Genomic DNA, 21,538 nt, shown 5'->3' with positions numbered 1-21,538 from the left:
ATAACCATGACAGACCCAACATGGGGAACAGCGGGCTAACCCCCGCCCAGAAACTAAAAACAGCTGCCTGAATTCTCATTCAATGCCCCACTAAAAATGGGGGGATTACCGAATGAAGGAAAAAGGGATCGTTTCAGAGATTATTGCGGTCTCCATTGGCACCACTCAGTCGCAAGATGTATTGCGTACGGCGTTGGGAATGGGAGCTGACCGAGCCATTCTTGTAGAGGCGACCTCGAACGTCAATCATGATATCGAGCCTCTCGCTGTTGCCAAAATTCTCGCAAGAATTGTTCGTGATGAAAAACCGGACATCGTCATTGCAGGCAAACAGGCGATTGATAATGACATGAATGCAACAGGACAGATGCTGGCAGGCCTGCTGGGATGGGGGCAGGCTACGTTTGCATCCAGCATTGATATCTCGCAGGGCAACGCCACTGTGACACGTGAGGTTGATGGAGGACTGCAGATTATCAGGGTCAGGCTACCTGCGGTTATTACGGTTGATCTGCGACTGAATGAACCACGTTATGTTTCGCTTCCGAATATCATGAAAGCAAAGAAAAAACCCTTGGAGCTACGTAATCTGACTGAACTGGAAGGGGATATTGCACCCCGATTGAAAACTTTGCGAACTGTCGAGCCACAGCAGCGTTCTCAAGGAGTAAAAGTCAGATCGGTTGATGAATTGATTGCAAAACTTAAAATAGAGGAAGGTGTTCTCCGATGAGTGTTCTCCTGCTTGCCGAACTCAGTCAGGGGCATTTGGCAACGGATGCGGTGTCAAAAGCACTTTCCGCGGCGTTGCCTCTTGGAGATGTTCATATCCTGATTGCTTCAGATGATGGCCAGGACGCCGCAGCAGAAGCTGCGTCATTGCAAGGTGTGTCAAAAGTAATTTTGGCACAGCATGATAGTCTGGCGCATGGCTTGGCTGAACCTATTGCTGCTCTGATTTTCTCCCTTGCTGGAAGTTATCAGCATATTATAGCTCCCTCTACTGCCTTTTCAAAAAATATTCTACCGAGGGTAGCAGCGCTTCTGGATGTAATGGTGCTATCGGATATTATAGCCGTACATGATGTTGACACGTTTGATAGACCCATTTTTGCTGGGAATGCGATTCAGACGGTAATTTCATCTGATCTTGTAAAAGTCTTGACTGTCAGAACGACAGCTTTCAAAGCGGTAGAGAAAGGTGGCAAAGCCTCGATCGAGATGATTGTAGGAGTGCCAGATCCAGAATTATCATCATGGCTGGAAGATATCGAGGTGGTGTCTGAACGTCCGGACCTGATATCAGCAAAAATTGTAGTCTCTGGAGGACGGGGAATGGGATCAAAAGAAAATTTTGATGCCATCATACAGCTTGCAGACAAGATGGGCGCCGCAGTAGGGGCGAGCCGTGCTGCCGTCGATCTGGGGTATGCCCCGAATGACTGGCAAGTGGGACAAACAGGTAAGGTAGTGGCGCCGGATTTATATCTTGCTGTAGGTATTTCCGGGGCTATTCAACATCTTGCTGGAATGAAAGATTCAAAAATAATTGTTGCAATAAACAAGGATGAGGATGCACCTATTTTCAAGGTCGCTGACTATGCATTGGTCGGTGATTTGTTTTCCGTTGTGCCAGAGCTGACGGAGAAAATGGGAACAGAATTTTCAATATAAAATCTTATAATTTTTATTAATGCGCCATCGTGTAAGAAGTTTCTAAGTAGCCATCCATAAAAATAAACCGAGTACGCACGTATTACGGAAAAAGAGGGTGACGGATAATGAAACCTTATGAAAAACATATGTTTGGTCGGAGTGGACTGGAGGTGACGGCCTTTGCGTTCGGTACGGCACCGCTCGGTAATTTTCTGAGTGAAGTGAAAGAAGATGTTGCCAGCAATATGATAGAAAGCGCCTGGAATGCAGGTGTCCGTTTTTATGATACGGCCCCCATGTATGGACACGGATTAGCAGAACTCAGGCTTGGACATGCTCTGCGATGGAAAAATCGTGATGACTATGTGGTTTCTTCAAAAGTCGGACGAAAACTTCGGGCGGCCCGAAGATCGGATATAGACTTTGAACCCTGGAATAACGCTGCTCCTAATGTGATCGATTTTGACTATAGTTTTGATGGGACAATGCGTTCTTTTGAGGATTCCCTGCAACGTCTTGCTTTGGAACGAATTGATATCCTTTTTATACATGATATTGATCGATTTACGCAGGGAGATGGGCAGCCGGAAGTTTTTCGTCAGGCTATGGACGGATGCTGGCGTGCACTGGAACGGCTTCGCTCTGAAGGAGTTGTGAAGGCGATCGGTGTCGGGGTGAATGAATGGGAAGTCTGTTACGAAGCCCTCAAGCAACGGGATTTTGACTGCTTTCTTCTTGCTGGCCGCTATACACTCCTTGAGCAGGAGGCATTGGACCGTTTCCTGCCGCTCTGTGAGGAGCGCGGGGCGGCAGTAGTTGTTGGCGGAGGCTTTAATTCTGGAATTCTCGCCACAGGTGCTGTTCCAAATGCCCGGTATAACTATTCCGCTGCGCCTGAGAGTATTATGATAAAAGTCCAGAAAATAGAGGCTGTTTGTCGTGAATATGGTGTCCCTCTTGCGGCAGCTGCTCTCCAGTTTGTTGTTGCTCACCCTGCTATATCTGCATTTTGTGCAGGAACGCGCACTGTAGCACAGTTAGAACAGAATCTTCAGTGGTTCAGTTATCCAATCCCCAGTCAGTTCTGGAGCGATTTGAAAAACAGAGGATTGTTAAGAGAAAACGCACCTGTTCCAGGATGAAACTAATGCTGCGTTGTATCTCAGGGCACTCAGTCTGATTCTGTTGTTTTTCATTTTAATAATAAATGCGCCGTGGAAATAGCCGTTCAGAAAAAATAATACTTACGGAATTCTGCATGGGCGCGCTGGAGGCAGTTATGTCGTTCATTAAAAATTATCTAGAGCGGCAAATATGCGAACGCCGTCAATTTCTGTTACTGTCAGCCTATGGTTTAGGTGGAATGGCAGTCTCTTCCGCCTTGAAAACCAAAACCGCAAGGGCAGCAGTACAAAATCCAAAAATAGCATGGAGTTATCGGGATCGAACAAATCCGTACTGGAATTCTATTGTTGCGGGAGGAGACGCTTTTGTTCGCAGTCTCGGACGTCCATCTGATAGCTTGATTAATCTGATCAATGAAGGATCAAGCGAGAAATCTCTTGCTGATATTAAATCATTATTGTCCCGTTATGGAAGTCAGGTCGCTCTTGCGGCAGATCCGAATGATATGCCGAACTGTCGGCCTGTTGTTGAAGCTGTTTGTAGTGCCGGGGCCTATATTTCTACCATTTGGAACAAGACCGATGATCTGCACCCGTGGGATTTTGGCGATAATTATGTTTCGCACATGACATGGTCGGATGTGGGCCCTTCCGAACAGACTGCGCGCGTGCTGTTCGACGCCATGGGGGGGAAGGGTGGGGTGGTGCATCTTGGAGGAATAGCCTCCAATAACCCGGCCATTGAACGTCTTCAGGGACTGAAAAATGCCTTGAAATCTTATCCAAACATTGAGTTGCTGGCTGTCCAGGCCGCTGATTGGGATACCCAGAAAGCCAATCAGGTCATGTCCGGGTTTCTTACGCGTTATGGTGATGCCGTAAAAGGCGTGCATTGTGCGAGTGATACGATGGCTTATGGTGTAATAGAAGCTCTTCGAGCTGAAGCCATCGAAGGTATGCCGATTGTATCATATGATGGAAATCCGCAAGCTGTGGGGCTTGTGGCTCAAGGAAAGCTGTTGGCAACCGTCTTCACCAATCCTTATTGGGGTGGAGGAATTACCGCCGCACTCGCCTATTATGCGGCAACAGGGGTTTTTAAACCATCGTCTGAACCGAAAGAACATCGCGAATTTTATGGTCCGGCAACTTTGGTTACAACAAAAGATGCCAGTGAATTTAAGTCGAAATACATAGATTCGAACCCTGAATATGATTGGAAAAGTTTGTGGTCTTTCACCAGTGGTCCCATAAAATATAAATCATAAACCGAACAAAATGAGTCAGTCTGTATACAGACTATATTTTCACTCTTATTCTAGCGATGAGGTTGTGTCATGAGCACGCTTCTGACGGCCGACATGATAAGAAAATGGGCACCTGTTCTCGTTCTTATTGGTCTTGTATTGCTTTTTACCACAATCAATCCACATTTTTTTTCACTGCGTAATTTTGCTCGTATAACGATTTCGTCAACACCAGCTCTGATGGTGGCGGTAGGGGTTACATTTGTCATCCTGATGGGATCGATTGACCTTTCAATGGAAGGCACCATTGCTGTTTGTGCTGTTCTGTTCGCACTGATCCTAAATATTTTTGGTGGTTCAATTAGTGGAATTGGATGGCTGGCTATTCCCGGAGCCCTTCTCGCGGGCGCATTTCTTGGGGCCGTTAACGGAATTGTTCATGTTCAGCTAAAAATTCCTTCTTTTATGGCAAGTCTTTCATTAGGTTTTATAGGAATTGGTCTATCTCTTCTGATTACTGGTGGTAATCGTATTCTGATTGATGATCCTGTATTTCGTTCTCTGCTTACGTTCCGAATTATGGGTTTTCCTCTTATGGTCTACGCAGCTCTTCTTTGCCTGATGGTCGCGTGGTTCATTCAGGATGATACAGTTATTGGTCGTAATTTTTACGCTGTTGGTGGAGGTGAGGATCTAGCTCGTGCTTCTGGTTTAAATGTTGGAAGATTGCGGATTATTGGTTTTACACTCGCTGGTATTTTTTATGCGCTGGGTGCAATTTTTGCGGTTGCACGACTTGGGATTGCAGAGACTGAGACTGGTCGCAATTTCATGTTTACTTCTATTACATCAGTTGTGGTGGGCGGCACAGCTCTTCGCGGAGGATCTGGCGGAGTGTGGAGCACTCTCGTAGGTGTTCTGATTGTGAATGTTATTGGTAATGGTATGGTAGTAACAGGTCTTCCAGATTATTTTCAAGATGGTGTTCTTGGAATTCTGGTAATTTTTGCTGTCTACCTTTCCACTGACCGTCGTTCTCTTTCTTTTATAAAGTAGGGTGCCATGTTCGAACTGCGGAATGTCGAAAAGCGTTATCCCGGCGTACATGTTCTTAAAGGTGTCGATTTCAGCGTTGGCGATGGTGAAATCGTCGGACTGGTGGGTGAGAATGGCGCAGGAAAATCTACTCTCATGAAGATCATATACGGGGCGGTTCAGCATGATGCTGGCGATGTGCTGGTTGACGGAGAGAATGTGCATTTTCGTAACCCTCGCGATGCCATGAAAAGAGGTATCGGTATGGTTTATCAGGAGCAATCACTCATTCCTAACCTGACCGTCATGGAAAACATCTTCCTTGGTTTTGAAGAGCCCTTTGTATATTTTGGATCGATTAACTGGCGCAAAATGGCAGCTGCAGCCAGGAAACAACTCGAAAAAGTTAAGCTAAATATTAGTCCATCAACACTGACATCAAAATTGACATTCGCTCAAAGGCAACTCGTCGAATTAGCAAAAGTTCTGACACTTGAGGAAAGGACTGAGGGGAAGCTTGTCATCCTTCTGGATGAACCGACGTCAGTTCTGTCTAAAGAAGAAATAGATCTTCTTTTTACGCTGGTAAAAGAACTTCGTAGACGCGCATCCTTCATATTTGTTTCCCATAGGCTAGATGAAATCATAGAACTTTCCGATCGTATCTACGTTCTGAAAGACGGTGTTGTTGTCGATACCATAGATGGTGAGACGGCGAATGCTGCTGACATACAGAAAAAAATGGTCGGACGAGATATCCACTCTCAATACTATCGTGAAGACAGGCAAAGCTCATTTGATAAAAATAATGTTTTGCTTGAACTCGAGCATGTAACCATTGCCGGTCGAGGAAATGACGTTTCACTGGCACTTCATGCTGGTGAAGTAATTGCTCTTCTGGGTGTTGAAGGTTCGGGAAGAGAACCGATTTTGAGAACAATTTTTGGCATGCAGAAGCCAGAAAAAGGAACGATAAAAATCAGAGGGGAACCGGTTAATGCATTCAGTGCGGCACGAAGTGTGGCGCACGGTATCGCCTATGTACCTCGCGAACGTAAAATTGAAGGTATAGCGAGTGGCATGAATGTTTTTGAAAATATGACACTTTCTCAAATGAAGAATTATTCCTGGGGCGGCATTCTGAAGGTGCCGTCAGAACGTGCACTTGCCCGAGACTGGATCCACCGCCTATCGGTCAAGGTTCCTTCTGAAAATACTGATTGCGGTAATCTTTCTGGTGGAAATCAGCAAAAAGTTGTTTTGGCAAAATGGCGAAGTGGAGGTTCGGATATTATTCTTCTCGATCATCCGACGCGTGGGCTGGATATCGGAGCAAAAGAGGATGTCTATGACATGATCCGCGACATGTCACAGGACGGAGTGGGTATTATTCTCGTTGCGGATACTTTGGAAGAGGCAATTGGCCTCAGTCACACCATCGCTGTCATCAGGGACGGAGAAATCAGACAATGGTTCACTTGCCTGCCGGGCTCAAAGCCTTCTCCCTTCGATCTCATCCAGCACATGGTGTGAATGAAGGACTGACATACAGGGAGAGAATGAGGCGTCATTTTCCCTGGATTACGCTTGTTTGCGGGTTGCTTCTGGTTGGTTTGACAGACGTTCGCTTTCTAAGTCCGGCCAATCTGCTTGGTCTGGCAACAGATGTGGCGCCTCTTCTCATTATGGCTATCGGGATAACGCTTGTCATATACATCGGAAGTATAGATCTTTCATCTCAGTCCATAGCCAATATGACTACTGTTCTGACAACGATTGCTCTGCCTGCGTTTGGTGTCGTATCTGGAGTCCTTGTCGTCGCAGCGGGATTCTTGTGCGGAGCAATTTCTGGCATGGTAACGACGCGCTTCAAGGTTCCTTCTTTTATCTCGACTCTTGCTGTTGGCGGAATTGCATTGTCTATCGGGCAATATGCTTCTGGTCAGCAAGCTTTGCATATGGATACTGTTCAGAGGCAACAGGCTTTTGGCTGGTTATTGGGAAAGACCGCTGGTATCCCTCATGAACTGATGGCGGCGATCATTGTTGCTCTATTGGCCTGGTTCATCCAGAGCCATACAATTGCTGGACGAATCTTCAAAGCGATAGGAACCGGTGAACCGGTTGCCGTAGCATCTGGTATTCATGTTGAACGCTACAAGATTCTTGCCTTTGCTCTCTCCGGGATGTTTGCGGCTATGGCTGGCGTCATGTTTTCCGTGAGATTGTCTGGTGGATCTCCAACATTAGCCGAAGGGTTTTTATTACCCGCTATCGTGGCGGTACTTGTGGGAGGAACACCCCTGACGGGTGGGGTGGGCGGCGTCGCCAGTACGGTAATTGGCACGATGATTGTCGCAGTCGTTCGCGCCAGTATGATTTACTTCAATATTCCAGCAACAGGGCAACAGATTTTCTTTGGAATTGTTCTGATTGTTGCCATTGCATCCACGATTGATCGTTCAAAAATGCTCACTGTTAAATAGAGGGTGAGGAAACTGAAATGAAAACGATGCAGGCTGCCGTGCTGACAGCTCCCGGATGTTTCGAGGTCAAGGAAGTGCTTGTTCCAGCTGTTGGTCCAGACGATGTTCTGGTTAAGGTGGATCGCTGTGGTATTTGTGGAACGGACATCCATATTTTTCAAGGCCACTATTCCTCCGACAGATTGCCGCTCATTCCGGGTCATGAATTTGTGGGCACCATTCACTGTATGGGTGAAAAAGTCAGTGGCCTCGATATGGGACAACGCGTTGTCGCCGATATCAACGTCGGCTGCGGTCATTGTTATTTTTGTCGAAAGAACGAAATACTGAACTGTAGTGAAATGCAGCAGATCGGTATTCATCGGGATGGAGGATTTGCGGAATATGTTATGGTGCCCGCGCGTCAGATTATTAAGGCACCGGCAGACGTTCCTTTGGAAGTTCTGGCTTTAACGGAGCCTGTCGCCTGCGTGGTGAGAGCTGCCCGCAAATCGGGGATTGGCTTTGGGCAGTCTGTTGTTGTTCTTGGTGCTGGTCCGATCGGGAATTTACATATTCAGATGATGCGTCTGATTGGGGCCGCTCCAGTTATTGCGGTCGAATTATCATCCGAGCGTGCGGCACTTGCATTGCAGGCCGGAGCGGATGTGGTCATTACGCAAGCAAGCAATGTTCTGGATATCGTGAAGAAAGAAACTGATGGCCGTGGTGCGGATGTTGTGATCGAAAGTATTGGATCTCCAGCCTTGTACGCTCAGTCGTTTGAACTGATACGTCGGGGCGGCCACGTGGCTGCTTTCGGTATCACGGGACCTGATGATATTGTGCCCCTCAAAATTCTTGACACAGTACTCAGAGAAAATTCCATCAAAGGCTCTGTGGCGGGCATGGGGGAGGATATGTATGACGCTCTGACATTGTTGACGCATGGACGGTTTCGGGTAGAGCCGTTCATTCAGTCAGTGGTTGCGCTTAGTGGGATTCAGGCGGCATTTGAGTCTTTGGGGAAAAATCCTGGCATCCTGAAAGTACAGATTTATCCAGATCGGAATAAGAGCGTTCTATGATTATAAGTAAATATTTTTGTTAATTGACGATGTGTCATTGCTTTGTCAGTGGACATCAAAGACGGATTGTATCGAGGTTGCAAGATAGTGAATGCAGGTCTCGTATCAGGCTTTACAAGCAGCGCGGCTTTATGGGGCGCCTACGGTGCCACTCCAGAACAGAGGTGGCGCCGATTTTCGGACAGGGCATTAAGCTAAAACCCAACCTGAGAGCGGACGGGTTTTATGGGTAAAGTTACGCGGAAACGGTATTCGTGTGAGTTCAAGTCTCGGGTTACGCTGGAGGCGATCCGTAGTGAGCAGACGTGGCGGAACTGGTGTCGAAGGATGGTGTGCATCAGACGATGATTGTGCAGTGGAAGCGGCAGGCAATCGAGGGGAATGCCTGCCATACTTACGGCCGAGGCGACCGTGAGCCCGATTGAGGCGGAGAAGCTGTAAGCAAAGATTAGTGATCTGCTGGTGGAACGGGATTTTTTGCAGGATGCCTCTGTTCGGTTGGGCGTGATCAGAGGCGGTAAATAATCGACCCGGAATAAAAAGCGTCTATGGGTCGCAAGTTGGCCCGGCGGCCGATGGCGAAGATGCGTCTAGCAGCCATCCACCAGAAACGGCGCACGACGATGCCGCATCCCCAATACCGGAAATATGTTTGGCTGCTAAGGGATCGTGCGAATGCATCTATCTTCATGCATTCGAGAACTGATCGGAACGGTTTGAAAGGCTCAGGGTGTGGATCGGGCATTAACAACGCGCATCGACCACACTTGGCACAGGGCGTCCGCCCGACGAGGTGTATTATAGAACGTCGACGTCAGAATGGCAGCATGACATCAATTGGGTAGAGCTTATTCTGGCCCGGAAACTGTCCAACAACATGGCCTCCTCTCACATCCCGTTCTTGATGCAAAGGGCTATATTCTTAAACGGAGTTATTCGAACGTTCCTGATATAGTGATTTTGCCTTATAAGACGTTTTTTCGAGCTTAGCCCGAATATCCTTGGGTGTAGTGGTTCGACGATATCAGTGGCAGTTTTTTCCTGCAGATCAAGTCAGGTATATGAGAAGATAAGATTTGCGAGTGGTAGATGAATGCGACTGTTCAGGACGGTATCTGACAGTTTTGGAGGGGTGAGTATTTCAAGTGTCAATCATATCATTGCACAATAAAAGTTTTTATTTTTAAAGCCTCATCGTATCCGAATGGATTTTTTCTGTTGATCGGGGGTGGTGAACAGCCAACTGATCCAAGTGTGAGGCATCAATTTAAAAACATTCATGATTCTGTATTTTCCCAAATATCCTTTTCACGCAGCACTCACCTCCAAAGTAAATCCTCAATCCTCATCGCGCTGCCCGGTTCGCCAGGATGCCATGGCAGGAAACACGCCATCCCGCAGGATCAGAGCGTGGAGTAGTGCTGCGCCAAGATGAATCACAATGACCGCAAAGAAGGTCAGGCCGAACCATGTGTGTGCATGTCGCAACAGAGCGAACAACGCCGGATTGTGGGGCAAAATGGGGGGCAGATGGATGCTTCCCCAGAACACGATGGGATAAGCGCCAGCGGAAAGCATTCCCCATCCTACCAGTGGCATCGCGATCATCAGGCCATAGAGCAGGATATGGGAACCCAAGGCGGCCATTCGCTGTATTCGTGGGAGGCTGGCCGGAAGCGGCGGGGGTGGGACAAAGAAACGGTTGCCGAGCCGGATGATGGCCAGTGCCAGAATGATGAGGCCTGTGGGGCGGTGGAACGCGAGGAGGGTATTGTAAGCGGTGCCTTCGGTCGCCGCCATAAACACACCTATAAAGAGCATGGTCAGGATCATGGCGGCCATCAGCCAGTGGAGCATTCTGGCGAAGACGGAGAAGCGGACGATAGCGCTCATGACGGGCCTCCATTGGGGGAGGCGGTCGCCGGACTGATGGCGCTGGGAGGCTTGGTTTCGCCTGATCGCCGGACAAAAGAGCTCATATAAGCGGCGGATCGTGCGGGCAGGATCGGATCGTCGGACGCCGTGATCCCGGTGGGGAGGACCATCGGATCGTAAGTGATGCCGGTGCAGGCACCATTATCCTCGCTTTCCGCGCTGGTGAGAGTCAGCGTTCCCGCATCGACCTGCGGACGATCTGCTGGCCAGTTGAGAGTCGGATCGGCAGTCGGATCGGTGGCCTCGCCTTTCGTTATGATCAGGTGCCATTGCAGGGGAGCCTGATGCAGGGCGGTGATCAGGTTTTCGAACAGATAGTTCGGTCCATTGCCGGGAGAAGGGGCGGATGGCGGCGTGACCGGAACCATGGCCCAGCGCACGGGGATCGATGTTCCATTTGTGTTGACGAAGCGGAAAGTGTCGAGACTGAGATAGGTGTCATCAGCAAAACCGGAGGTCAGGGGGCGTTTGCCCACTAGGCCGATGGCCCGTGCTACATCCGGATGCGCGGCCATGAAGGGCTGAACGCGTGCCGGGTCTGGTTTGCCGGTTACCGGGTTGGGACGGGTGGCCAGCAGCAGATCATGAAATTCCTGAGGGGTCCGTGCGACAAAGACCGGGATATTATTAATGCCCATGCGCCACTCCTGACCGTCCGGTGGCATGAGGCGAAGCGCCATGCTGCGCACTTTCGCCGGTGCATCCGCCTGAAACGGCATGCCACCTGCCAGCGCGAAACGCCCGACGACAGGAACGCGTCCCGGACGAAATACGGATGCGGTGGAGAGATCGGCCGCATTGCCGTTGCTTTCAAACCAGCCCGTCACACACATCCCTTTTGCATGGTTGCGGCGAAAGCCGGGATGCAGTCCGTCCACCGCACGGAGTGCATCGAGCATGCTGGTTTGTGTGAGACGATGTGGCGACAGCCACCCGGCGCTCCACGCGAAGGTGCTGCAAAGCAATGCCAGAACGATGCCGATAAATCCAAGGTGTTTCATAACAGTGGGATCTGTTGGGAGGAGGGAGGTTCTCGTCCTGCGTTCGTCGGGTGGCTCTACCATGCTGACCTCGGAGGCTACGGAATTTTTCTGTTTCTTCGGCAGGAAACCGGATCAGGATGACAGATGGAATGTCGCCGTTTTTGTGAAACTATCAGAGGAAACAACCGGGGGATGTAGGCACCGGATAACTCAGATGGACGAATGTAAGGGTTTTATAATTCGCTCTTTGAGAAATGGGTTTGGCAGCCTTTCCATTACCGGACGTCACACTCTGAGTGCTCTTTCTGATGGGCGTCCCACAACATATTAAGACTGCGCGATGTATTAAGTTTCACATGCAGGCGAAATGTTCCTGACGTACCCGGACGACGGAATGCGGTATCCAATGGTCTTATCTTCTTCCTCACGATTTTGCCCCGATGAGGTATGGGTTTTCTGCTTGTCAGAAGTGCTTCCGTCTAACAGCGAAGGGCGCCCGCGTCGCTTACGACATCATCTCCGATCATGTTAAGACAGAACAGGGCAGCCGTCATAACCGTATTGTCTCCCTCTTTCTTCGGAGAAAGAGCTGCCCGCAATGAACAGACGCAGCCTGCCGGAGCGCCAAAAGACATGCGTCGCACTGACCGGAGGCCACCATGTCCCGCAAACGCACCCGAGAGGCTGACTGTTCCCCAGTAAGTCTGGCTTCGTTCGCCCCCTCAACGCGGGCGTGGTTCTCGAAAACCTTCGGCGTCCCGACCCCGGTCCAGAACGCCGCCTGGACCGAAATCCGCAAAGGGGGATGCGTGCTTGTCATCGCGCCGACGGGCTCGGGCAAGACACTGGCCGCTTTCATGCTGGCCATCGACCGCCTCTTCAGCGAGGGCGAAACAAAGCCACCATCCTCCTCCAAGCCAGCCAGAAACAAGACGAAGATCGTTTACATCTCGCCCATCAAGGCTCTCGGTGCGGATGTGCAGCGCAATCTGCGCCTTCCACTCGAAGGTGTCAGCGCAGAATGCGAGAAGCGAGGTGATCTTCCCGTCAGCATAACGGTCGGGATGCGGACGGGGGACACACCGCCCTCGGAACGGGCTGCACTCGTCAGACGCCCTCCCGATATCCTCATTACGACACCTGAATCTCTTTATCTCATGCTCACCTCCAACGCGCGGGAAACGCTGCGTGAGGTGACCACCGTCATCATCGACGAAATCCATGCCGTCGCTGGTACGAAGCGCGGCTCGCACCTTGCCCTAAGTCTTGAACGTCTTGACCGTCTGCTGAGCCACCCGGCCCAGCGCATCGGCCTGTCCGCCACGGTCCGTCCCATTGATCGCGTTGCGGGCTTCCTTGGCGGTGCGCAGCCAACCACGGTGGTCAATCCGGCATCGGATCGCCGTCTCGAACTGCGCATTATCGTCCCCGTCGAGGATATGAGCGATATCCCCGCAACCGGCGGCGCGGCAGGCGCACCGGTTCAGCAGAACCAGACGGGTTCAATCTGGCCACACGTCACCGCTCATATTCTCAGTCAGATCGAAAGCCGCCGTTCAACGATTGTTTTCGTCAACTCGCGGGGTCTTGCTGAAAAGCTCACGGCTCGTCTGAATGAGCTTTATGCTGAACGCTCCACGGATCAGTTGCCGGAGCCCGAGGAAGCGCCGGTTCATTATGAGTCCTCTGCCGGCGGAACGGGAGGACGTGCCGCAGGACTCCCTCCACTCATTGCCCGCTCGCATCATGGCTCCGTGTCGAAGGAACAGCGGGGGGAGATTGAGTCTGCTCTGAAATCGGGTGAACTGCGCTGCGTGGTTGCAACGTCCAGTCTCGAACTCGGCATCGACATGGGGCTGGTCGATCTGGTGATTCAGGTTGGAGCGCCTCCCGCGGTGGCAAGCGGGCTTCAGCGCGTGGGACGGGCAGGGCATCAGGTCGGAGGGATCTCAACCGGCCTCATCTATCCCCGGTCGCGCCGTGATCTGATCGATGCGACCGTGACGGCTCACTGCATGCTGGAAGGAAAACTGGAGGCTATCGCACCGCCGCGTAATCCGCTGGATGTGCTCGCCCAGCAGACCATCGCCGCCGTCGCAATGGACGCGCTCGGGGTCGATGAGTGGTACGCCACCGTCAGGCGTTCCTCGCCATTCCATGAACTGTCTCGCAAAGCCTTCGACGCCACGCTCGAAATGCTTGCCGGGCAGTATCCTTCCGACGAATTCTCGGAGTTTCGTCCGCGTCTGATCTGGGACAGACAAGACGGCACCCTGACCGCGCGTCCCGGCGCAAAGCAACTGGCCGTCATCAGCGGAGGCACAATCCCTGATCGTGGCATGTTCAGCGTGATGCTTCCTGAAGGGGAGGAGAAGGCCGGAGCCCGCAGGGTGGGCGAACTTGACGAGGAAATGGTCTACGAATCCCGCGTCAATGATGTCATCACGCTGGGCGCGACCTCCTGGCGCATTCAGCAGATCACCAACGATCAGGTCATCGTGGTGCCAGCCCCCGGACGCTCCGCTCGCCTGCCATTCTGGCACGGTGACGGCCCTGCGCGTCCTGCGGAACTTGGACATGCCATCGGGCGGTTTCTCCGTGAACTCGACAGCACTATTGTACATGGCACTCTTGAAGAAGCGTCCGATCATCTGGTGAAAACGCAGATGAAGGTTCTCGGGCTCGACACGAATGCCGCCACTAACATTGTGCGTTATGTCGCGGAGCAGCACGAGGCGACCGGTGTGCTGCCGACGGACGAAACGCTGGTCATCGAACGGTGCCGTGATGAAACCGGCGACTGGCGCGTCATCCTCCATTCTCCCTATGGCAGGCGCGTTCATGCCGCCTGGGCGCTGGCCGTCGCGGAACGCGCGCGCGACATGTTCGGCGCGGATGCATCGGTGGTCGCCAGTGATGACGGCATGGTAGCGCGCATTCCCGATACGAACGGTGGTCCTCCCGGGGCTCCTCTTTTCATGTTCGATCCCGATATTCTAAGGGGTTTTCTGACGAGCGCCGTCAGTTCATCGGCCCTCTTCGCGTCTCGCTTTCGCGAATGTGCCGCGCGGGCGCTCCTCCTGCCGCGTCGCAATCCGGGCAAACGGTCTCCACTTTGGCAGCAGAGGCTACGATCCTCCCAGCTTTTGCAAATCGCACACGAACACAGGGATTTTCCCATTCTTGTCGAAACAGCAAGGGAATGTCTTCAGGATGTCTATGATCTGGAAACCCTGCACCACCTGATGCAGAGCCTGCACGAGGGGAAGATCGGTCTCGTTGAAGTCACGACCGAAACTCCATCCCCCTTCGCCTCCACCATGCTGTTCGGCTACGTCGCCGAATTCATGTACGCGGGCGATACACCGCTCGCCGAACGCCGTGCCTCCGTGCTGTCTCTGGACACCGGCTTGCTGGACGATCTGCTGGGGCAGGTGGATTTCAGCGATATCCTTGATCCTGATGTTGTCAGCCGTGTCGGACAGGAACTCCAGAGGACGGCCCCGGATCGCCGTGTCAGCGGTCCGGAGGGGGTGGCGGACCTTCTGCGTGAACTGGGACCTCTCACCCAGTCCCGCGTGATGCGGAGCGTTCCGGAAACAGAGGCCGATCATGTCGGCGAGTATCTCACTCAGTTGCAGCAGGCATCACGCCTGATTCCGGTCGATATCGCAGGTGAACAGCACTGGGCGATCATTGAGGATGCTGGCAGATTGCACGACGCGCTCGGTGTTCGTCTGCCTGATGACCTGCCCGATGTCTTCCTGCGCTCATCCAGCGATTCTCTTCGTGATCTCGTCGCCCGCTATGCGCGGACCCACGCTCCCTTCACGACAGGAGAAGTGGCGGTCTGTTTCGGGCTTGGAGCAGCGGTGGTGGACAGAGTTCTAAATGAGCTGTGTGATCGTGGAGCCGTCCTGAAAGGCAATTTCGGCATTGAAAGGCGGCTGGAAGAACAGACACCCTCAAAAGTTTATGAAGCAGAGAGCGCAAAGCACGAGTGGGTCTCGGAAGATATCTTCCGCCGTCTCCGCCTGCGCTCGCTTCGTGCCGCGCGGGAGGCCACGCAGCCCGTCTCACCGCAGGCTTATGTGCGCCTACTGACGGAGCGGCAATATCTGACAGCCTCGACTTTTCCTGATGCCAGCCACGGTTCTCTGGAAGGGGTGGAGGGCGTGATCCGGGTTCTGGAACAACTGGCAGGGCTCTTTCTTCCGGCCTCACTCTGGGAAACGCATATCCTGCCAGCCCGTGTCCGCGATTACACACCGCACATGCTGGACGGCCTTTTGGCCGCAGGCGATGTCATATGGGTTGGGCGTGGCGCTCTCGGAGAGAATGATGGCCTCGTTTCCTTCCATCTGAGGGATATCGCCGGACAGACGCTCCCGACCGCTCCGTCATCGCCTCCAGAGGAGTTGTCTTCGCTCCAGACCAGTCTCCTGCACATCATGGCCAATGGGGGTGCGTTCTTCGTGCGCCAGTTCCATGACCTCCTGCCCATGGCGGCAATGGATTTGCCCACCGGGGAATTTGCCATCACATCCGATATCCGGGCCGCACTCTGGAATCTTGTCTGGCTCGGCTACATCTCCGCCGATACCTTCGCTCCTCTGCGCACGCTTACCGGTCTGCATAAAACGGCAAGGGCACGGACCTCCCTACCCAAGCGGCGCTATACGGGGATATGGGCGCCATCCTCCCGGCTGCGTGTGGCCGGTTCCGTGCAGCCTCGCATGTCCAGAGAGGATGACGCCATGATGCCGGGGCGCTGGTCTCTCATCCTGCACGAGGTGTGCAGCGATACGGAACGCGGTCTGGCATGCGTGGAAAAACTTCTCGACAGATACGGCATTGTGACACGCGGCGCGACCATGGCCGAGGATGTGAACGGCGGCTTTCCGGCCCTGCAACCCTTTCTGCGCCGCATGGAAGATGCCGGACATGTCCTGCGCGGCAGATTTGTCGAAGGGTTGGGGGGCGCTCAGTTCGGTGATCGCGCCACAATCGACCGGCTGCGTGATCTGGCCTCCGATACTTCAGCCGACCCGGTCGCAGTTGCCTTGGCCGCGCCGGACCCGGCCAATCCTTACGGAACCATTCTTGCGTGGCCGATTCACCCCGACGCAACGCACCCCACACGCCGCAAAGGGGCAATTGTCGTCCTGTGTGAGGGGCTTCTGACAGTCTATCTGCCTCCCGGCGGACGAAATGTGCTGACCTATTTCGACCAGAACGATCCTGCCTGTCAGGCCCGGATATCGGCATCCTTCGCAGCGCTCGCATCGGCGCTGAAGCGGGAAAAAAGAGCGATGTTCACGGTGGAAACAATCGATGGTGAGCCGGTCATGAGTTCGCCTTTGGCTGGCACTCTTCGCCAGATAGGCTTCTTTCCACTTCCAAAAGGGCTGGGGTGGCGCACCTGATATTTGGATTTACTTTTTTACCTGAAGAATAGCATGACGATTTTTGTTCGTTAATTTAAGTGGAGGTGGCTTTTTTTATGGATCCCCCGCGCCAGCATTCACTCGGAAATCCTATTTTTTTGTTATTCCATCCTCTCACGAGAGCATCTACGCGAAGGATTGTTTTATTTGTAAGACGATTTTGTGACGCATAATCAGATTCCGTATATACGGTCAAGCTATTGATTAATGGGATATTTCTATAGCTTCTGGGTAGGAGGTATGGCATACGGCTCTGACACGATGGCAGAAAATAATTTTTTTATAGATAAATAGCTAACATACATTTGTTAGATGGTATTTTAAATGATACGCAGGCCGCCCCTGTTTTCGGAGTATGGCATGCGTATCAGGTCTCTTGACGCATTGCGTGGCATAGCTGCGCTCATCGTGGTATTTCACCACGCACTTATATGTATACCGGGTCTAAATGAACAAAGAACAACTCTACTCTCGCAAGGTTTTGCCGCAGACGGTTCTCTCGTATACCTGACGCCTCTCCGGATATTCGTTTCCGGACCATCGATGGTTATTATGTTTTTTGTCCTGAGCGGTGTTGTGCTCGGCTTCACGTTTGTAGGCAGGGACCATCAGAAATATCTGCCGTTCATAGCAAAAAGATTCATCAGGATATGGCTGCCATTTGCCGTTGCTATTCTTGTCTCTTTTGCGCTGGCTCATGTATTGGGCGGTATGTCGGTTCCCACAGCGGCGTCGTGGTTCAATGACCGCATCTGGGAGGGGCAGACATCCGCCGGGTCTCTTGCTCATCACTTGCTGATGGATGGCACTCAGACATATCTCGATAATCCCATGTGGAGCCTGATTATCGAAATGCGTATCTCATTCATCTTTCCAATACTTGTCCTTTTGACATTGTATAACTGGAGAGTGGCAATAGGGGCGGCCTTGTTTGTCGGGCTTGGCCTTTCGATACTATCTTCGAAAATTCACAATGAGTTTGTTCTGTCTGCATTGACCACGCTGGAATATATTCTGCCGTTCATTGTCGGTATATATATTGCTGAAAAGTCGAAGCCTGTACGTCAATGGGTTGAAGCGCGATCAGGGTTCGCGAGGGGCATCTTATGGATTGTCGGGGTTACTGGCATCTGCTTTTACCCGGAAAGAACAGATGTCATATTGGGAGGGAAGAATTTTGTTCTGATGCTTCTGTGTGTTGCATCCTCTTCTCTGTTGATTATTTTGGCCCTGGCTGAAGGTAAAACATCCAGATTCCTTAATAGTCGGATACCGCAATTTCTTGGTCGCATATCGTATAGTCTCTATCTGCTCCATGTCATTGTGCTGGCCGTAGTGTGCAGGCTGTTAAGTGACGTACTTCCATTTCCTGCGACTGTGGCGATTGCTGTGGCGGTGTCAGTGTTTATAGCCTGGGGATTTAATCTTCTGGTGGAAAAGCCCTCCACAGCAATTTCTCGCTTTGTCGGCAAACGCATCTCTGCGACAGGCAGCCAGATCCCATCCGGCACATCCGACGGATTTGAAGAAAGCCGGTTCGTCGCGGGAAGGGCCGGTGTGCACGGCAAAATATAGAGAGTGGTTGTCTTCGGGCTCATAAAAGCCGTCTGCTGGGACGGCTTTCCTTTGACCTGAAAGTTCCCTTGCTCTTGGTCTATCCAAGGATAGTGACTAGGATAATTTAACCGAGGGATGTGTGCTGGCGGGGAGGGGACAGCCTGTAACGCCCGCCAGCATCATGTGCATAGCACCCCGTTTCCTTCCAGAAAATTAAATTGGCTTTCAATTTGGGAGTCGATTCAGGCTTGGGAACCATTTTGAGCATATTTTCATATCCGCACGTTTCGACCTGTTTTCTACAAAAGGGAGAGAGCCTGCATCTCTGTTGTGTGGGGTGCTCTTTCTTCTACTCCTCCGATGATCGGCTGATCTCTTTCTACGGAATGTTTTAGTGCCCTTTTAGAAATTCCTGTTCCGGACCGGAAGCCCCCGTGTGGCGCAGAAGTGAAATATGAAACCGGCCGGAAACAGCCAATCTGGCGTTAACAGCTTTGCGGAAAGCTTGCGTTCGAAGGCGAACAGCAATTTCCAAAAGGGCTCTTACATTCAAAGGTGGCTGAAGATCGGTTCCGTGCATCCTGTCTGGCTTAAGAAATTGGCATCTGGTTGTGGGTCAGCAGGCTTCAGGTTCTTGTTGCTATAAAAATGTGGGTAAATGACGGAAATCGCATCCAGAATTGACAACCTCGATACCCGGTGAAGGGCACTCTCCATTCGGGAAACTTCCGCAGCCGATCACTTTATGCGGTGAATGCATGCGGATTAGGTTGCCGCGATGGCTGTCGTGGGTTTGAACGCCGTAATATATCTCATGAAGTGATCGACGGGAGGCACGCCTGTGTTCGATGCTGTTGCGGGGAGCGGGGAGCGGGGAGGAGGCATCCCAGTATCCTGTCTTCTGGGTGTCTCCGGGAAACGTTGTGGTCTAGATATACGCCAGACGTGGCATGAAAGCCGCATACGGAAAAAAGTGCCGGAAAGGCAGATGCTGATCTGATTCAGACCATATTGGACTGGGTTTCGGTACAAATGGAGCAAAAGGACGACTCATTTTGGCAATATCTGTGATGGTCAGCGGCTCATACGGGAGCCTATGCGTTATCCCGGTAAAATGGTCGGATTGGAGAGGATCGTTTCTGAATGAGCTTCACATCGCCGGATTTTTGCAGCCGACGCTGATTCGCTTTGGCGGGGCGTCTGCGCACAGGCGTGGGTTGCATACGCAATGAAAACCGATACGTCTGTTTCAGATGAGAAAAATGGTGCAGTTTCGGCAACGCGCCCTGTTCTGGTGGCACTATTGGCCAGCACCCTCGTGCTGGGTGCGGTGTGGATTCTCACGCCTTTCATCCCAGCCCTTATCTGGGCCGGTACAATTGCTGTAACGATGTGGCCCATGTTGCTGCGGTTACAGGCGCGCTTGCGTGGCAGCCGAAAGCTTGCAGTTTTCACAACTCTCTTTGTAGCCATTGTGATGTTTGTCCTGCCATTCTGGCTGGCTATTTCGACGGTTGTGAAACACATCAATGCTTTCCAGCAGATTGTTCCTTACATCACCTCACTGAAACTGCCCGATCTTCCCTATAAAATACAGACTCTTCCGATGGTGGGGGCATATCTTGGGAAATGGTGGCGTCATCTGCAGACTATGAAGCCCATGGAAATCGTGCAGCAGGCAATCCCGCAGCCTGACCAGATCATGCACTATCTTATGTCATATGCAGGTAGTATTGGCATGCTTGCCGTACAATTTCTGCTTACACTTATTATATTGGCAGTATTTCTTACAAATGCCGAATATCTGATTAATGTGTCCAGAAGATTTATTTCAACGCTGGCCGGGGATCGCGGGCTGGATATGCTGCAACTGGGGGTAAAAACCATCCGTGGCGTGGCCTTGGGAGTAACGCTTACTGCTATTGTCGAAAGTGCGGTTGGCGGGGTCGGTATGTATTTTACCGGTGTGCCGTGGGCCAGCATTCTTACTGCTATAACTTTCATGGCCTGTCTTCTTCAGGCGGGCCCGGGTATTACGTTATTTCCTGCTGTTATCTGGGTTTATTTTGATAGGGGTATAGCGCAGGCGGCTATCCTCCTTGCCATAACGTTTTTAACCATTGTGATTGATAACATGCTCCGACCATATTTAATTCGAAAGCAGGCCAATATTCCTCTGGTATTAATCATGATGGGTGTCATTGGCGGATTGGCGGCACTCGGATTAGCCGGTATTTTCATTGGCCCAATGCTGCTTTCTGTTACGTATACTCTTATCAAGCAGTGGATTGTGACTGAAGAAAGAACATGATCTATTATTGTATATTTTAGAAATATTACTTACTTTTATAGTGGGGAGGTGTTCTATTTAATCTGGGTCTAAAAATCTCGATTTAAGAAGGGGTTATAACTTTTCTTTTCTACTGAGATTTGTTTTGGGGAAAGATGGAAGACCTAATTTTTTGAGGTTGAAGTGCATGTTGCCCGGTTGGATGGATTTTGAAATCTTCCTGTCGGACCAAGCTTTTGCGATATCAGCCTTGTCCCCTGATCTCAGGGAAAGGGTGACGACCTTTTTCTTGTATCGACTACCGTATGGATTTTCAGGGTCAGCAGCCACGCGGGCGCCTGATAGCCAGATTTGCAGCGCCTTTTACGGACACCGGCAATGTGGGGATGCGCTCGTACGATTGTTCTATCGATTATCTCTGGATGCTTGGGCGCGATCGGCAGTCAAATGTCGCAAAATCCGTTCAATGATTCACTTTCTTGCCAGCAGCCTGTGACGTTCTTTCGGTCTCCGAAGCGAGAGGAAAGAACGTCACAGGGAATGTCGGCTCGATAAGCGATACAACACGCTTCAACCACTAGGGCGTGTCGTCAGTTAACGCCCCGTGGCATGAGCCTTGTACTCCTGCGTATTTTGTGATGTTTTCTCTCTGTTTTCAGGGAGAGATGTGAATGCGGCGGTATGGTCTGAGCGACAGTCAGTGGGATCGGA

Annotated in this window: 13 protein-coding genes and 2 pseudogenes; 12 read left to right on the top strand and 3 right to left on the bottom strand. The window is 51.5% G+C overall.

The annotated features are described in order from the left end of the window. Positions 1-109: 109 nt before the first annotated feature. From GOB81_RS15890 to GOB81_RS17820, 9 genes and pseudogenes are all read left to right on the top strand, one after another. Positions 110-733, top strand: a pseudogene (locus tag GOB81_RS15890) (electron transfer flavoprotein subunit beta/FixA family protein); the annotation flags it as partial. Further along, complete coding sequence (locus GOB81_RS15885; RefSeq protein ID WP_173571290.1) at positions 730-1,674, top strand: electron transfer flavoprotein subunit alpha/FixB family protein; 945 nt, start codon at positions 730-732, stop codon at positions 1,672-1,674. The pseudogene GOB81_RS15890 and the gene GOB81_RS15885, both read left to right, overlap by 4 nt. Before the next feature lie 107 nt (positions 1,675-1,781). Next, positions 1,782-2,798, top strand: coding sequence for an aldo/keto reductase (locus GOB81_RS15880; RefSeq protein ID WP_173571289.1), 1,017 nt, complete (start codon positions 1,782-1,784; stop codon positions 2,796-2,798). A 116-nt stretch (positions 2,799-2,914) separates the two neighbouring features. Beyond that, positions 2,915-4,048, top strand: a complete 1,134-nt coding sequence (locus GOB81_RS15875) for a sugar ABC transporter substrate-binding protein (protein WP_242010318.1) — start codon at positions 2,915-2,917, stop codon at positions 4,046-4,048. Between the two features lie 69 nt (positions 4,049-4,117). Next, the gene (locus GOB81_RS15870) at positions 4,118-5,083 is read left to right on the top strand and encodes an ABC transporter permease (RefSeq protein WP_173571288.1); all 966 of its coding nucleotides are present in this window, start codon (positions 4,118-4,120) and stop codon (positions 5,081-5,083) included. Positions 5,084-5,089: 6 nt separating this feature from the next. Beyond that, positions 5,090-6,595, top strand: a complete 1,506-nt coding sequence (locus GOB81_RS15865; protein ID WP_173571287.1) for a sugar ABC transporter ATP-binding protein — start codon at positions 5,090-5,092, stop codon at positions 6,593-6,595. Between the two features lie 26 nt (positions 6,596-6,621). Beyond that, positions 6,622-7,548: an ABC transporter permease gene (locus GOB81_RS15860; RefSeq protein ID WP_198912138.1), complete on the top strand. Its 927-nt coding sequence runs from the start codon at positions 6,622-6,624 to the stop codon at positions 7,546-7,548. A gap of 17 nt (positions 7,549-7,565) precedes the next feature. Next, the gene (locus GOB81_RS15855; RefSeq protein ID WP_173571285.1) at positions 7,566-8,615 is read left to right on the top strand and encodes a zinc-dependent alcohol dehydrogenase; all 1,050 of its coding nucleotides are present in this window, start codon (positions 7,566-7,568) and stop codon (positions 8,613-8,615) included. Positions 8,616-8,840: 225 nt separating this feature from the next. Continuing rightward, positions 8,841-9,133 (top strand): annotated as a pseudogene (locus GOB81_RS17820) (transposase); the annotation flags it as partial. A gap of 820 nt (positions 9,134-9,953) precedes the next feature. On the opposite strand, the gene GOB81_RS15850 reads toward GOB81_RS17820, so the two are convergent. Beyond that, complete coding sequence (locus tag GOB81_RS15850; RefSeq protein ID WP_173571284.1) at positions 9,954-10,508, bottom strand: cytochrome b; 555 nt, start codon at positions 10,506-10,508, stop codon at positions 9,954-9,956. Next, the gene (locus tag GOB81_RS15845; RefSeq protein ID WP_242010317.1) at positions 10,505-11,551 is read right to left on the bottom strand and encodes a catalase family peroxidase; all 1,047 of its coding nucleotides are present in this window, start codon (positions 11,549-11,551) and stop codon (positions 10,505-10,507) included. The genes GOB81_RS15850 and GOB81_RS15845 overlap by 4 nt, the downstream gene beginning before the upstream one ends. A gap of 641 nt (positions 11,552-12,192) precedes the next feature. Here GOB81_RS15845 and GOB81_RS15840 point away from each other — a divergent pair. From GOB81_RS15840 to GOB81_RS15830, 3 genes are all read left to right on the top strand, one after another. Next, complete coding sequence (locus GOB81_RS15840; protein WP_173571282.1) at positions 12,193-16,959, top strand: ATP-dependent helicase; 4,767 nt, start codon at positions 12,193-12,195, stop codon at positions 16,957-16,959. 381 nt (positions 16,960-17,340) lie between these two features. Continuing rightward, entirely contained in the window at positions 17,341-18,555 is a 1,215-nt protein-coding gene (locus GOB81_RS15835) for an acyltransferase family protein (RefSeq protein WP_173571281.1), read from the top strand. A 1,210-nt stretch (positions 18,556-19,765) separates the two neighbouring features. Then, complete coding sequence (locus GOB81_RS15830; RefSeq protein ID WP_173571280.1) at positions 19,766-20,848, top strand: AI-2E family transporter; 1,083 nt, start codon at positions 19,766-19,768, stop codon at positions 20,846-20,848. A gap of 93 nt (positions 20,849-20,941) precedes the next feature. Here the strand turns inward: GOB81_RS15830 and GOB81_RS15825 are convergent, their stop codons facing one another. Beyond that, entirely contained in the window at positions 20,942-21,157 is a 216-nt protein-coding gene (locus GOB81_RS15825) for a hypothetical protein (protein ID WP_173571279.1), read from the bottom strand. Positions 21,158-21,538: the final 381 nt, after the last annotated feature.

This window comes from Acetobacter conturbans (genome assembly GCF_011516755.1).
Classification (GTDB): domain Bacteria; phylum Pseudomonadota; class Alphaproteobacteria; order Acetobacterales; family Acetobacteraceae; genus Acetobacter; species Acetobacter conturbans.
This window is presented reverse-complemented; position numbering and strand designations above follow the sequence as displayed.

Bases quoted from the DNA above. Each gene is read 5' to 3' on its own strand.
- GOB81_RS15880 (WP_173571289.1), top strand. From the start codon at position 1,782: ATGAAACCTTATGAAAAACATATGTTTGGTCGGAGTGGACTGGAGGTG.
- GOB81_RS15870 (WP_173571288.1), top strand. From the start codon at position 4,118: ATGAGCACGCTTCTGACGGCCGACATGATAAGAAAATGGGCACCTGTT.
- GOB81_RS15860 (WP_198912138.1), top strand. From the start codon at position 6,622: ATGAGGCGTCATTTTCCCTGGATTACGCTTGTTTGCGGGTTGCTTCTG.
- GOB81_RS15885 (WP_173571290.1), top strand. From the start codon at position 730: ATGAGTGTTCTCCTGCTTGCCGAACTCAGTCAGGGGCATTTGGCAACG.
- GOB81_RS15830 (WP_173571280.1), top strand. From the start codon at position 19,766: ATGAAAACCGATACGTCTGTTTCAGATGAGAAAAATGGTGCAGTTTCG.
- GOB81_RS15855 (WP_173571285.1), top strand. From the start codon at position 7,566: ATGAAAACGATGCAGGCTGCCGTGCTGACAGCTCCCGGATGTTTCGAG.
- GOB81_RS15875 (WP_242010318.1), top strand. From the start codon at position 2,915: ATGGGCGCGCTGGAGGCAGTTATGTCGTTCATTAAAAATTATCTAGAG.
- GOB81_RS15865 (WP_173571287.1), top strand. From the start codon at position 5,090: ATGTTCGAACTGCGGAATGTCGAAAAGCGTTATCCCGGCGTACATGTT.
- GOB81_RS15840 (WP_173571282.1), top strand. From the start codon at position 12,193: ATGTCCCGCAAACGCACCCGAGAGGCTGACTGTTCCCCAGTAAGTCTG.
- GOB81_RS15850 (WP_173571284.1), bottom strand. From the start codon at position 10,508: ATGAGCGCTATCGTCCGCTTCTCCGTCTTCGCCAGAATGCTCCACTGG.
- GOB81_RS15845 (WP_242010317.1), bottom strand. From the start codon at position 11,551: ATGAAACACCTTGGATTTATCGGCATCGTTCTGGCATTGCTTTGCAGC.
- GOB81_RS15835 (WP_173571281.1), top strand. From the start codon at position 17,341: ATGCGTATCAGGTCTCTTGACGCATTGCGTGGCATAGCTGCGCTCATC.